The sequence below is a fragment of the Microbacterium sp. ZOR0019 genome, from assembly GCF_000800925.1.
GTDB classification, from domain to species: domain Bacteria; phylum Actinomycetota; class Actinomycetes; order Actinomycetales; family Microbacteriaceae; genus Microbacterium; species Microbacterium aurugineum.
The window spans coordinates 1-14139 of record NZ_JRKC01000100.1; the positions used below are offsets into that span (position 1 = coordinate 1).

General features: G+C 65.4%; 11 protein-coding genes. 8 read left to right on the top strand and 3 right to left on the bottom strand.

The genetic code is table 11. The annotated features are described in order from the left end of the window. On the bottom strand, window positions 1-1833 hold a 1833-nt coding region (locus L978_RS17515), incomplete at its 3' end, for a DUF7507 domain-containing protein (protein WP_442921871.1). Between the two features lie 351 nt (window positions 1834-2184). Here L978_RS17515 and L978_RS17520 point away from each other — a divergent pair. From L978_RS17520 to L978_RS17530, 3 genes are all read left to right on the top strand, one after another. Then, window positions 2185-3501 (top strand): RICIN domain-containing protein, encoded by a 1317-nt coding sequence (locus tag L978_RS17520; protein WP_047524679.1) that lies wholly within the window; start codon window positions 2185-2187, stop codon window positions 3499-3501. 568 nt (window positions 3502-4069) lie between these two features. Then, window positions 4070-6664, top strand: a complete 2595-nt coding sequence (locus L978_RS17525) for a helix-turn-helix transcriptional regulator (protein WP_156118324.1) — start codon at window positions 4070-4072, stop codon at window positions 6662-6664. Window positions 6665-6941: 277 nt separating this feature from the next. Beyond that, window positions 6942-7388 carry a hypothetical protein gene (locus tag L978_RS17530; protein ID WP_047524683.1) on the top strand — a complete coding sequence of 149 codons (447 nt, stop codon included), beginning with the start codon at window positions 6942-6944 and terminating at the stop codon, window positions 7386-7388. 18 nt (window positions 7389-7406) lie between these two features. On the opposite strand, the gene L978_RS17535 is transcribed toward L978_RS17530, so the two are convergent. Beyond that, window positions 7407-8660 (bottom strand): MFS transporter, encoded by a 1254-nt coding sequence (locus L978_RS17535; protein WP_081997109.1) that lies wholly within the window; start codon window positions 8658-8660, stop codon window positions 7407-7409. A 134-nt stretch (window positions 8661-8794) separates the two neighbouring features. Beyond that, window positions 8795-9691, bottom strand: coding sequence for a shikimate dehydrogenase (locus L978_RS17540; protein ID WP_052193840.1), 897 nt, complete (start codon window positions 9689-9691; stop codon window positions 8795-8797). Window positions 9692-9791: 100 nt separating this feature from the next. Here L978_RS17540 and L978_RS17545 point away from each other — a divergent pair, with 100 nt between their 5' ends. From L978_RS17545 to L978_RS17565, 5 genes are all read left to right on the top strand, one after another. Further along, the gene (locus L978_RS17545; protein WP_047524686.1) at window positions 9792-11576 is read left to right on the top strand and encodes a bifunctional sugar phosphate isomerase/epimerase/4-hydroxyphenylpyruvate dioxygenase family protein; all 1785 of its coding nucleotides are present in this window, start codon (window positions 9792-9794) and stop codon (window positions 11574-11576) included. A gap of 4 nt (window positions 11577-11580) precedes the next feature. Further along, window positions 11581-12222 carry a TetR/AcrR family transcriptional regulator gene (locus tag L978_RS17550; RefSeq protein ID WP_047524688.1) on the top strand — a complete coding sequence of 214 codons (642 nt, stop codon included), beginning with the start codon at window positions 11581-11583 and terminating at the stop codon, window positions 12220-12222. Window positions 12223-12237: 15 nt separating this feature from the next. Next, complete coding sequence (locus L978_RS17555; protein ID WP_047524736.1) at window positions 12238-12690, top strand: type II 3-dehydroquinate dehydratase; 453 nt, start codon at window positions 12238-12240, stop codon at window positions 12688-12690. A gap of 322 nt (window positions 12691-13012) precedes the next feature. Next, window positions 13013-13393: a thioredoxin family protein gene (locus tag L978_RS18455; protein WP_052193841.1), complete on the top strand. Its 381-nt coding sequence runs from the start codon at window positions 13013-13015 to the stop codon at window positions 13391-13393. Then, complete coding sequence (locus tag L978_RS17565) at window positions 13390-14121, top strand: cytochrome c biogenesis CcdA family protein (RefSeq protein WP_047524689.1); 732 nt, start codon at window positions 13390-13392, stop codon at window positions 14119-14121. Before L978_RS18455 ends, L978_RS17565 begins: the two co-directional genes overlap by 4 nt. The last annotated feature ends 18 nt before the right edge of the window (window positions 14122-14139 follow it).

Consider the following 14139-nt stretch of genomic DNA (forward strand, 5'->3'; position numbering starts at 1 on the left):
CGTGAGCGTGATGTTGCCGGTGTTCAGGACCACGAACGAATAATCGATCGTCTCGCCCTCATCTGCGAGGCCGTTGTCGTTGGTGTCGTTCAACGACGCGACCTTGTCGATCGCGAGGCCTCCCGCAACGGCCGGCGTAGGGGTGGTCTCCGTGTCGGTCGGCGGGGTGATCGGGCCCACATCCGGCGGAGTCGTCGCGTGACCGGTCGCCGTGTTCACCACACCACCATCGATGATGTCCTGCTCCGTGACCGTATACGGCGCATCAGCGGTACACGTCACCGACTCGGCCGGCGCAAGAGTCGTCGGATCACACGTGACGGCGCCAGCCTTCGGGTCATCGACGGACACATCCGTGAGCGTGACATTGCCGGTGTTCAGGACCACGAACGAGTAATCGATCGTCTCTCCCGCATCCGCGAGACCATTGTCATCGGTGTCATTCAACGACGCGACCTTGTCGATGCTCATCGCCGGCACCGGCGCCAGCAACGGAACGGTGACCTCGGAACTGTCGGTCAGCGGAGATGCCGTCGAGTCCAGCGCCGTGACGGTTGCGGTGTTCAGAAGGGTGTCGTTCTGTGCCTGCAGGCCGGTCACGACCAGCGATCCGGTGCAGACCATCGATGCGTCCGGCCCTCCGGCCGCGCCGAGAGTGGTCTCGGGACAGATGATGTCGGAGATGAGCGGGTCGGTGACCGCAACATCGGTGATCGCTTCGTCTCCGGTGTTCGTCACCACGAACTGGTAGGGGACGGTGTCACCGACGCCATAGGCAGCAGGCTGAGGGGTGGCGTTGTCCACCTGTTTGATGAGGGAGATCTCCCCCAACGAATCCACACTGTAGACAACCACGTTGCGAACCAAGTGCACGTCACGCAGCTGACCCGTCGAGCCGGAGAAGCCGAACTTGTAGGTGGCCGGCGCCTGGTCGGTCATCACATAGGACAACACCGTCTGATAGTTCGCCTTCGTACCCGTGAAGTCGATCTCGACGGTGACCAGCGGGAAATCGCCGGGGCTGATCGTGACACGGACGTTGCGGACCGCGTCATCGGGGGTCGCGGGCGATCCGACGCGCAACGAATCCGGAAGCGTCGAGGGACCGGTCGGCGCGGTGGCAGTCGTGGTCAAGAAGCAGTATCCCTGGTTGCCGTCGCCGGGGCCACGAAGAGTGACGGTGTTCGGCACACGCGAGGTGAAAGGCGAGGGCACGGCACATCCGTCACCGAGGCCGCCAAAGTCGCCGATGAAGTTGCCGAACGAGTCCAGACCGACCCCGATGTAGCCGCCGCTGACGCCTGGAATCGTTCCGCCCTCCCCTTGGCCATAGCCGAGCGATCCACCGACTGCGCCGGTCTGGGTGAGTTCGCGGGAGCCGTCGGTGAGAAAGAACCCGATGCCATCGGCGCTGGAGCCGCCGTACTGAGCCTGGTCGAACTCGACTTGCAGGCCCGCACTCGACGGCAGCGCGCGGTTGAAGACCATGCCACCGGTGCGGTTGAACGCCGAATCGGTCAGTTGCAGCCACCCGGGAACGACTCCGGGAGTGGGGGCGCCATCAGTGTGACCTTCGCAGTCGCTGAGGTTCGACGCTCCCGCGGGCGGTGTGGAACCGAGCGCCGCGCCCGTCAGACATGCATCGTTGAGTCCGATGGCACGCGAGTCGGACACCTCCGCACCCGTGAACGTCTCATCGAGCAGCAGAGTCCCATCTGCCGCGAAAGCAGCGGACGGGACCATCGCTGCGCTGAGTCCGAAGAATGTCAGCGAAGTGACGAGCAGGGCGGCGCCGAAGCGTCGCCTTTTCTGTTGGGAGATGTGCCTCGTCATCCGAGCGCCTTTCGAGAGATTGAGCTGGCTGGTGTCAGCTACAGCAGGGTCAACCGCGGCGTGAACAGAGACCCATCGGGAATAAGGGCTTCGACGAACTGGGCGCAGTTGGGTGAAAGCCTAGAGAGGGCGTCGGTATTCGGTGTCGTGACTATCCTCGCTTCGGTGCCCTCCTGTCAAGTGTTAAGTGATCACGGACTGATTCTGAGTAGCCGAGTCGTCTGCTACGTGTGTGCAGACGACTCGACTCGGGTGTTTCGATCTGTTCGAGAGACACCGTTATGAACGTGCCCCTCGCCCGTCCCTTCACTGAACGTCTCGTTGAGATTTCACGACTGAAGGAGCACTCCTGTGAACGCACCTCTCACTTCTCGCGTCACGCGCATCGGCCGCGGCACGAAGATCGCCGCCGCGGTCGCGGCGATCGTGGGTTTCGTGGTCACCGTGGGCAGCACGCCGGCTATCGGGGAATGGACGACGAACGCCACGGTGTCTTCGTCGGCGACGACCCCTGCTGTGTCGATCACCCACTCCGGCTTCGACACGCTGGGGACGACCTTCCTCCACAGCACGCCCGATCAGCGTGGTGGGTTCACCATCACGAACACCGGCAATACGGCCGGAAGACCGACCCTTCACGTCACCGCCACAGGAACCCTGGCGGACGACACGCATACTTTCGTCTGGCAGACGACCTCCGTCGCGTCGTGTCAGGACCCGATGCCCCCGACCGTGGCTCAGGGAACATGGGCGGCGTTTCCCTCCCTCGACCTGGGGACACTGGCCGAGGGAGCCTCCACCGCGGTCTGCGTGCGCTCCTGGGCGGCCGACCCCGATCTCCTCTCGGAGCCCTCCGGGACCCGGATGCTCACAGCGGACGCCTCCGCCACCTTGATCGTCGGAGGATGGGAGGCTCCCTCCTCTCCTGCGACCGCAACGCTGAAGACCCAGTTCATCTACCCGCTCGCCACCGGCTATGCAACGAGCGGCATCAACAATTGGTACGTCATCAAGCCGGTGTCCGATCCCACGCAGTGCCTCGACAGCTTCAACCGAGGCACGAACGTCGGCAACACCATCGGGGTCTGGGCCTGCGGAGGCGCGTCCAACCAGCGTTTCGAGATACTCCCGACGCAGAACGGCAAGTCCGCCTTGCGCCCGAAGACCGCCGCGGAGCAGTACGTCGGCCAGAGCAACGGGGTCACGGTCCAGGCGACGACCGGCACATCGGCGACCGACTGGCGAGTCGAGAGGATCACGGCGGCCACCTATCAAATCGTCCACAGCGATAGCGGGCTCTGCCTCCAGGCCGGCACGAACGCGCAGAATCAACTGCGCGCGTGCAATGGGGCGACGTCTCAGCAGTTCACGCTCAGCCGCGAGCCGTTGGGCTGCTCCGTCAGCGGTACCGAGATGACACTCGACTACAAGGCGCCCTCGACCAACCGCTACTACACGACCGAGTACAAGCTCGGCGAAGGGGACTGGAGCGATGCGTACCGGGAACAGTCCTGGGGCGTCAACAGCTCCACGTTCCCCGTCTCGGTCTTCGAAACACAGGGGACCCTGGATGTCCGCATCATCGACTCGGCCGGAAACGTGCTCTACGGGGGGATGACGATCGTCGTCTCACCCGGCGGAACGACGTGCGGGACGGGCTTCGTATGAGGGAGAGCATGACACGGGCGGGGAACCGTCAGGAATGGCCGCGGAAGACCGCCCGTGCCACATCACCTCGGCGAGCGCCGTGGCGATCCAACCGTGTTGGGCATCTACAACGTACGCGCAGACCGCACCTCTGCCGGGCCTCACAGCAGGAGTGCCGTAGCCGCGCGCACAGGTTGCGTACACCGCGGCGAGGAGACCGTAGTTCTCCCGAAGGCAGCTCGCGGACGCGCCTTTCCGCGTCGTCGGGATCGGGGTACCGAGTACGCACGAAAAGCGCACGTAACCCGTCGACCGGATACGCAAAACCCGGTCCTTGAACGCGCACGGTCGGGGTACGCACACCGACCCGTCCCGCGCGTGCTGAAGTGTGTCCGTGGGCCAGCTCCCCCCGTGCGTGATCGCTCGATGACGATCGCCACTCGCATGGAAACAGAAATCGACTCGGTAGCGCCGCTGTCATCTCATCCTGATCCGCGCGTCAGTGACGCCCGCGCGGCGGAACACGGCGTGAAAACCCGCACTTCCGCTGCGCGGAGATCAGGTCTAGTTTTCGGTTAGGAGTATCCGCGTGAGGAAGCGGGGTCGCATGGTCATCGGTCGGGAGCAGAGCCTCGCCGCTGCGGTGGATCTGGTGCATGCAGGCGTCAGCGTCGACGTGGTCGGGGGACGCGGTAGTGGTCGCAGCGCATTCCTCAAAGCGCTTCGTTCCCGCCTGGAGGAGGGAGAATGGACCGTCATCCAGGTGCGAGGCGTGGCTTCGCTCCGCCAGCACCCGCTCGCCGCACTGCACCTCGCCGGCATCCCCGCGAACGGCTCGCAGCGCTCGACCAGCGGACTCCACGAGACAGCGGAGGGCCTTCGACACGCGCTGCGCCTGCCTCGTTCCGTGCTGTTCCTGGACGACTGGGACGATCTGGATGAATCCTCCTGGGGGGTTGCGGAGGCCGTGCGCCGCACGAACGGGATCCCCATCGTCCTCTCCCGACTGCAAGGGCTCCGCGCGCGGCACACCCCGACGGGGCTCGCCGCATCGACTCTTGAGCCCTCGTACGTGATCGACATGTCTCCTCTGCGCTTCGAGGAGATGGAGAAGGCGCTGGAACACTACCTGAAGGGTTCCATCGAGGCGACGACCATGAGTCGCATATTCGCGAAGTCCGGCGGGAACATCGGACTCGCCTTGAGCCTCGTCGATGCCTGCATCCGTGAGCAGCGGATCGCCCTCCGCGACGGAACGGAGTGGGTCGCCACACGTGACCTCTGGAGCTCCGGCCTCCGCGCCGTTCTCGAAGCGCACCTGGAGAATCTGGATGACCCCGCTCGCGACGCGCTGGAGATCATCGCGATCGTCGGCGTCGCCGACATCGAGACCGTTCGAAAGCTGATCGACTGGGGCACGCTCGAGCTGCTTGAGGAGCGTCGCATGATCACGTTCATCTCCAGTGGCACCCGGCAACTGGTGACGGTCGTCCCGCCCCTGATCGTGGAATTCTTCCGCCACGAGCCGTTGACGGCCCGACGCACCCGGCTCACTGCTCTGATCGTCGAGCGCCTCGGCACGGCGGGGTCCGCGTCGGCGATCCTCGCCGAACGTGAGAACCGACCTTCGACCTACGGAGAGCAGGAGGCGCTCTTCGTCCGCCTGCTCCAGGAGCGCGCCAGGGCACGGCGGATCGTCACCGCCTCCGAATGGGAGGCGAACCCGTCGGCGAGTAGCGCCGTGCGCTACCTGCGCGCCTTGATGCACACGCACACCCCGACCGTCGCCGAGACGGTAAGGCACGTTCTCCACACCACGGATGCGAGCAACGGAGACCCTGCCAGTCGTGCCGACCTCGAGAGCCTGAGAGCGGAGTGGACCGCCTACGTCGAGCAGGATCTGGACGGCGCCCGCGAGGGACTGCAGCGGGCTGCCGCCTTGTTGGGCGCGCATGCGCGATCACTCGATGCCGTCGACGTTCGCCTCCAGGCCAACCTCACCTGCATCCCGGACGACTTCGGCGCACGGCTCGAGGTCACCGACGACCTCCCCGACGACGTGAAACTGCAGCTGTGGGAGACCCAGATGCTCGTGCTCGTCTCGACGGGACGGTTCAGCGATGCGCGTCGGGTGTTCGCCGCCACCGAGACGCTGGAGCGCCGTCGAGACGCGTACATGATCCGGGTCCTCAACGGTCTCGCCCTCTTGGGGATGGGTTCACACCAAGCGGCGCTCGAATCCCTCCAGCAGGGGTTCGACGAGGCCCACGGGTACCTCGACATCGATGCGCTCCGGGCGTTCGGAGCCGCGGTGATCCTCGCCCATCTCCTCGCCGGCGACTACGCCGCGGTGGATGAGGTCATGGAAACGGTCTTCGCGGCCGGTGAGCCGTCGCCTTTGCCTCCCGGCGTGCAGTTGTCCCTTCTCACGATCGCGTCCGTCGTCGCCATCCGGCGAGGGCAGCTGAGCCTGGGCGAGAAGATCGCCGCGGAGATCAACGGCTCCTCCATCCTCGACGGCCCCCTGCCCGGTCAGACCCGCGTTTGGCCGCGCGCCCAGCTGTTGGCCTTCGATGGAAAGGTACAGGCGGCCGCCGATGACATGTGGGCGTCGTCGCAGTCGCTATGGAGTCGTGGCGCACGGTTCGCCGCGGTACTGGGAATGCTGTCTTCGCTCGAGCTCGCCCCCGACCCGGATCGCCTCGAGGTCGCGCGTCGCGCGCTCGACGAACTCCCCGACGCCCGCCTGCTCCGGGCCCATGGCGACTACGTATCAGTGCTCTCGAAGGGCGATCCGGTCGCGATGCTCGCCTGTGTGGCCCCCCTGGAGCAGACGGGACTCATCGGTCTCGCCCTCTCGGCCTGTCAGATCGCGCGCACGACCGCGCTCGAGCGCGGTGACGACGCTACGCGCCGGGCAGCGGACATCGCTGCGCAGACGATCCGCTCGGCACACGGAGATCGCGCCTTCGACACGGCCAGGTTCGGGGCCGCAGCCGTCACGCTTACGGAGCGCGAGCGTGAAGTCGGCCGCTTCGCCGCGATGGGTCTCTCGAATCAAGAGATCGCGACTCGCTTGGTGCTCAGCGTGCGTACGGTCGAGAGCCACATGCATCGCATCATGCGCAAGCTCGATGTCGCGAACCGGAAGGCGCTGGCGCAGCACATCGAGGTCCTGTCGTAGCTCTCAGTACGGCGGATGTTGCCACGGAGTCCCCCGCCCTGTCCACGGAGTCGGCTGCATCGCATCACTGAAGTACGGGCACGAGGACACGTGAGCAGTGCTGCGTCACAGCAACCGTCGCCCGTCTCACGGCGATACTGACCAGCTGCCCTTCTCTTCCGGAGCCACGACCATGCCGCATCGTCCCCCTCGCCCACTCACGCGACCCTCAAGGTCACGCCGAACGGTTCGCGCGCGCACCCTGCTCGCTGCGGCGATCACTGCCCTGGGCCTCGCGGTGCTCATAGCCACGATCTTCGCCCCCTCGGAAGTCGAGCGTGTCTATGGTGAGACGAAGATCGCGATCACCACGATTCAGACCCAGGCCAGCCGCACACTCCCTCACATCACGCTCGGGGTCTCGGGCGACGAGAAAGAGCTGGACCGGTGCGACGGAACTTTCACCGAGATGCTCCGATATCAAGGCGCGGGCGCCACGCCCACTTGGGCCGCCCACAACAACTGCGGCGGTGACGCGATCCTCCCCTGGGAGGTGGGTCAGCAGCTCTCCATCGACGGAACGACCTATGCCGTGGTGGACATTCGGATGCTGCCCAAGCGCGTCGCGACATCCGAGGACCTCCTCGGCATTCAGGGCGAACTCACTCTGCAGACCTGCCTCTACGGCCAGCAGATGATGAAGTTCGTCGGGGTGGAGAAGGTCGCAGCGGCCGCGAGTCGTTGATAGGGACAGGGGGAACGATCAGCCGGCGATCACTTTGATCCCGAGCGTGGCGGTCGGCACATCCTTGGTCTCACGAGCCGTGAGTGCCGCGAGCGTCACGATGAGGCACACCACTCCGGTGAAGATCGAGATGACGACCCATCCACCCTGCTGAACGCCTCCGAGTCCGGCGACGATGGAAGGAGCGAATCCGGCGAGCAGGAAACCGACCTGAGTGCCGATCGCCAGCCCGGAGAACCGGACACGGGCTGAGAACATCTCACCGTAGAACGAGGGCCACACCGCGTTCGCAGCCGCGTAGCCGCAAGAGAACGTGAGCACGGCCAGAGCGAAGGTGACGACCATGTTGTCCCCACTCATCGACAGCATGTAGAACGGCATGAAGACGGCGGAAGATATCGCCCCGTAGATGAAGACCGGCTTTCGCCCGATCCGATCGGCGAGTGTGGCGAACAGGGGTTGCGTTCCGAGAGCGAAGACGTTCGCCACCACGACGAGCCACAGGGTGAGGCTCTCAGCGAGCCCGACCTCCTTGCCATAGGCGAGCGCCAAGTTTCCGAACACCGTGGAGACCGCGGCGATGAACGCGCACAGGATCACTCGCAACACGTCCCGCCAGTGATATCGCATGAGGTCGAACAGCGGGACCTTCGCGATGTCCCCGTGGGCCTTCGCTTGTTCGAATGCCGGCGGCTCCTGCAGGGTGCGGCGAATGTAGAACGTGACGACGACGACGACCGCGCTCAGCCAGAACGGTATCCGCCATGCCCACTCGTATTTGAACGGATCTTCGTCGGGGATCAGCGTCACCGGGAGGAAGATGAGTGCTGCGAGGATCTGCCCGCCCTGTGTTCCCGACAGCGTCCAGGAGGTGAAGAACGAACGCCGATCGTCGGGCGCATGTTCCAGGGTCATCGACGACGCGCCCGCCTGCTCGCCTGCGGCGGAAAGCCCCTGCATCAGACGACAGAGAACGAGCAGGACCGGCGCGAGCCAACCGATCTGCGCGAACGTCGGGAGGCATCCGATGACGAAGGTCGAGATGCCCATCAGCACGAGCGTGAACATCAGGATCCGCTGGCGTCCCAGCCTGTCCCCCAGGTGGCCGAGGATGACCGCGCCGATCGGACGTGCGATGTAGGCGAACCCGAACGTCGCGAGCGACATGACCAGAGCAGCATTGTCCCCGTCGGGAAAGAAGATGTGCGGGAAGATCAGCGCCGCGGCGGTGCCGAAGATGAAGAAATCGTAGTATTCGACGGCGCTGCCCATGAAGCTCGCAACAGCCGCCTTGACGGGGGTCTTGTGACCCGTTTCCGAGGCGACGGGCAGGTCGGGGGCATCAGAGGGCGCTGCGCTGGGTGGATGCGACACGTTGTTGACTCCTTTGTCATGGTGATGATCAATTACTGGTCGGCGATGAGTTCTTCGAAGTGCCGGCGCATGCGCGGAAGGTCCGGGGCTCGGCCGGTGACCAGGTGGAAGGTGTCGGCCGCCTGACCGACCGCCATGTGCCCGCCGTGCATCGTGCGACAGCCGGCAGCCGCGGCGGCGCGGAGGAGCTCCGTATGGAGCGGTCGATACACGATGTCGGCAACCCAGTGCCGCGCGTGAAGGAGGGTCAGGTCGAAGGGCGCTCCGGGATGATTGTGCATCCCGATCGGCGAGCAGTTCACGATGCCATCGGCTGTCGGAAGCAGATCGGCAAGCTGATCCGGGCTCGCCGGGATCGCCTCACGACCGTGCCTCTCGGTGACGGACTTCGCAAGGCTCCGGGCGCGATCCGAGTCCAGGTCCACGATGACCAGTTCCTCGGCGCCCAACCGCATCAGCGCGTCGGCTACGGCCGCCCCCGCGCCGCCGGCAGCGAGCTGAACGACTCGCCCTATCCGGACATCGTCCAGTTCCTCGCGAATGGCCCGCTCGAACCCGGTGGTGTCCGTGTTGAGGCCGACCCGTCCGTCCGCGGTGAACAGCACCGTGTTCACCGCGCCGACGGCAGCGGCAACGGGGTCCAGGCGATGAAGGAAGGGAATGACCGCCTGTTTGCAGGGATAGGTGATGTTCAGCGCGCTGAATCCCAGACGTTCGGCCCAGTCGAGCACATCGGGAAGCTTCTCAGCGCCGAACCCCGACATATCGAAGTCGATTGCTCGATCGACGAGATTCAGGCCCTGGGCTCTGCCCTCCTGCATCTGCAGCAGGGGCGTCAAGGAGGGGAGCACTCCCTCACCCACCAGCCCCATGAGGACCCCGGTCGATGCGTGGACCGGCTCGGTCGCGAGGCCGAGGGATCTGATCATGGAGCATCCGTTCATAATGGACTAACTGGTTAGTACACTTTGACGCCCGCTGGCCGGCATGTCAACCGTGTCTAATTAACCTTCTGGTACATTGAGCGCCATGCGCACTTCGATAGCGACCGTCTGCCTCTCCGGGGGCCTCGTCGACAAGCTCCACGCCTGCGCCGCCGCAGGCTTCGACGGCGTCGAGATCATGGATGCCGACCTGGTCGCGGCCGTGGAGTCGCCGGAGGAGATCCGCGCGCTATGTGCGCGTCTGGGGCTGACGATCGACCTGTTCCAGCCGTTGCGTGACTGTGAAGGCGTCGATGACGCGACGTTCGCGGACAACCTACGCCGTGCTCGCGCGAAGTTCGAGGTGATGCGCCGACTGGGGGCTTCGATGGTGCTCGTGTGCAGCAATGTCGGAACGGCCACGATCGCCGACCCCGAGGTAGCCGCGCGGCAGCTGGGGCACCTTGCGGACGCGGCGGCGGAGTACGGCATCTCGATCGCATACGAAGCGTTGGCGTGGGGGCGGTTCGTCGATGACTACCGGGATGCGTGGAACATCGTCGAGCGTGCCGACCGCGCGAACCTGGGCGTCTGTCTCGACAGCTTCCACGTTCTGTCGCGGGGCCACGACCCTGCCGGAATCGCGGACATCGATCCCGCGAAGTTGTTCTTCCTGCAGCTGGCCGATGCACCGTCACTCGACATGGACGTCTTGTCGTGGAGCCGCCACCACCGCCTCTTCCCCGGCGAGGGACAGTTCGATCTGACGACCTTCCTCTCGCACGTCCTGCGCGCCGGCTACACCGGTCCGCTGTCGCTCGAGGTGTTCAACGACACCTTCCGACAGACCGACGTGACCCGAACGGCCGCGCATGCGCATCGCTCACTGCGTTGGCTCTACAACAGCACCGTTCGCGCGAACGGACAGCCGGACGTGCAGGTCGAACCGCCACAGCCCCCGCACGCGGTCGACTTCGTCGAGATCTCCGGCTCCGATCTGTCGTCGGTCGAGCAGATCCTCGACCAGCTCGGGTTCGGCTTCGGGGGCGGACACCGCACGAAAGCCGTACGCCTCTGGCGCGCGGGCGAAGCGAGCATCGTGCTGTCGGAGGAGCCTCGCTCCGGCGAACCGCACATCGAGGGGATCGGCTTCACGGTGGCGGATGCGCAGGCGGCGAAACGGCACGCCGTATCGATCGGCGCGACACCGAGGTTTCGTCGCACCCGCGCCGGTGACGCCCAGTTACCGACCGTCTCCGCTCCGGACGGCACCGGGATCTACTGGAGTTCCGCGTCCACCGCGGAGTCGTGGGTGGCCGAGTTCGAAGGCGGCCGGTCCGACGTCGACTCTCTCCAAGGCGTCATCGATCACGTCAACGTCGCTCTCCCGTGGCATGAGTTCGACGAGGCGGTCCTGTTCAACATCGGCGTGCTCGCGCTCGACTCAGGGACGTCTGCTGATCTCGCCGGCCCCTACGGCCTCGTGCGCAGTCAAGTGATGCGCACGCCTGACGGTTCGGTCCGGCTCGCCATGAATCTCGCCCCTCCCACCGCGCCGCTTCAGCCTCGCCACATCGCGATACGGGTCGATGACGTGGTCGCCGCCGCCGAACGTGCGCGGCACTCGGGCTTGCCCTCGCTTCCGATTCCCGACAACTACTACGACGACCTCCACGCACGCTTCGGCCTCGACGACGAATTCCTCCACCTCCTGCGCGAACTCAACCTTCTCTATGACCGTGATACGAATGGCTCCTTTCTGCACTTCTACACCCCGACCGTCGGCAAGGTCTTCTTCGAGCTCGTCGAACGGCGCGGCGCTTACGACGGATACGGCGCGGCCAGCACTCCGGTCCGGCTTGTGGCTCAAGAAGACCGCAGGGCAGGATAGCCATGTGAGCGAACGAGTGGTGCGGCATCGCGACGCCGAGCGGACGCGGGCCGAACTCCTCGCCGAGGCGACATCGGCATTCGCACAAACGGGATATTCCGGAACGACAGTCGATGACATCGCGCAGCGGAGCAGCACCACCAAGCGGATGATCTACTACTACTTCGGGAGCAAGGAGCAGCTGTACCTCGCCGTCCTGGAGAACTCCTACCGCGAGATCCGTGAAGCCGAACAGCGACTGCACGTCGATGGACTCGAGCCGGTCGCCGCCCTCCGCCAGATCGCGGAGCTGACCTACGATCACCACCTGGAGCACCGAGACTTCGTCCGACTCGTCGCCGTGGAGAACATCCACTACGGACGTTTCGTCAAGCAGGTGGATTCCCTCCGTGAACTCAACGCACCGGCCCTCGAACTGCTCGACGACATCCTCAAACGCGGGCATGAACGCGCCCTCTTCCGCCGTGACATCGATGCGCTCGACGTGCATCTGCTGATCAGCTCCTACTGTGTGTTCCAGATCGCGAATCAGCACACTTTCGAGTATCTCTTCGACACCGACCTGCACTCGCCCGGCCGTCGCGACCACCTCCGCCAGATGATCGGCGACGTGGTCGTGTCGTGGGCGACCGCGCCGACCGAGTAGTCGCCGGTGTCGACCATGAATCCTCTCCCTCCCCCCGGCCGACGCCTGCTCCTGTTGAACGGCCCGAACCTGAACCAGCTGGGCCTCAGGGAACCAGAGATGTATGGAACCGAGACCCTCGACGACGTCGCGCACATCGCCGCAGCCACAGCACGAGCACTCGGCTACGACCTCGAGACCGTCCAGAGCAATCACGAAGGCGTCCTCATCGACGCGATCCACGCGGCGCGAAACCGAGTCGCCGGCATCGTCATCAACCCCGGCGGCCTGACCCACAGTTCCGTGTCACTTCGGGACGCGCTCTCCGCTGTGGCGCTCCCCTTCGCGGAGGTGCACGTCACGGACCTGGACCATCGAGAGACTTTCCGCCGCTTCTCCTACCTCCAGGACATCGCAGCCGTCCGCGTCGTCGGGCAGGGAGTGAGAGGGTACGCCGTCGCCATCGAGGAGCTTGTCGCCCTGCTCTAGTCCCGTCGGGCCCGCACAGATCCGCATGCCACCGTGCGCGCCAAGAGCCAGACGTGCCCCACTTCTCCACGGAACATTGACATCATGGGGCTCGAGACCTATTACGGTCCCGTGACGAGTGACCCGCTGGGCTGGGTCAGCCGGTCAGCATCGCGTTGACTGGGACCCACAGACAATCTCTCCACCGAGGACCGGAGTTCCCATGCGCCACTCGTCAACTGGCATACCCGCACTGGTCCTCATCGCGGGCCTCAGTCTTGCTGCCTGCTCCGCACCGGGATCCACAGGCACGGCCGGGAGCCCCGCGCCGACTCAATCGAATGTGGAGACGTCCGAGAGTCTGCCCCCGACCGAGCCGGCTGACGACAAGACCAACGAGGCTTTGGCGGCGGGTGCCTACCTCTCGCTCGAGGACTACGAAAAGCAGGTGACTGAACGGGCCGACACGGCGGTCGTCCTGTTTTTCCACGCTGACTGGTGCCCGAGCTGCCGCGCCACCGACGAGTCCCTCACCACGGCCGGAGTCCCTGCCGGACTCACCGTCGTGAAGATCGACTACGACACCGCCACAGACCTCAAACGCGAGTATGGCGTCACACAGCAGCACACCTTCATCCAGGTCGATCGCGCAGGGTCCCAACTTGCGAAGTGGACCGGATCCGTGACCGGCGAGGACATCAAGGCACAGGCGACTCAGGGATGATCACCGCCCTGGCCGGAGCGCTCCTTGCGGGCGCGTTGACAACACTCGCGCCCTGCTCGCTCACCCTCCTGCCGGTCATCGTGGGCGGCTCGCTGCAGGGCGCGACGAATCGGGATGCGACGCGCCGCGCGATCATCATCACGCTGTCGCTGGGTGCAAGCGTCATGGCCTTCACGCTGCTTCTGCGGGCGACGACCGCGCTCATCGGCATCCCCACCCAGGCGTGGCAGCTCGTCAGCGGCATTCTTCTCATCACTCTCGGGCTGTTCTCCGTGTTTCCCGGTGCCTGGGATCGAATCACGCACCGCAGCGGACTCACAGGGACATCGGCTCGGAATTTGGACGCCGCTCACCGGCGGGGCGGCACCCTCGGGGCCATCCTCACCGGCGCCGCCCTCGGCCCCGTCTTCACCTCCTGCAGCCCACTGTTCGCGTACGTGATCGTGACGGTGTTGCCCGCCGAGCCCGGCCGCGGCCTCGCTCTCTTGACCGTCTACACCATCGGCCTCATGGCCGTACTACTCGCGATAGCACTGGCTGGACAGCGCGCCGTGAGCAAGATGCGGTGGGCAGCCAACCCCCACGGCTGGTTCCGCCGCGGGCTCGGGATCCTGTTCATCGTCATCGGCATACTGATCGCCACCGGTGTGATGCAAGACATCGAGGCGTGGATCCTCACCTACTCACCGATCGCGCCGTGGGAGATCGGCTCCGACCTCGGGCGCTGATGCCACACAAGGCCGCTT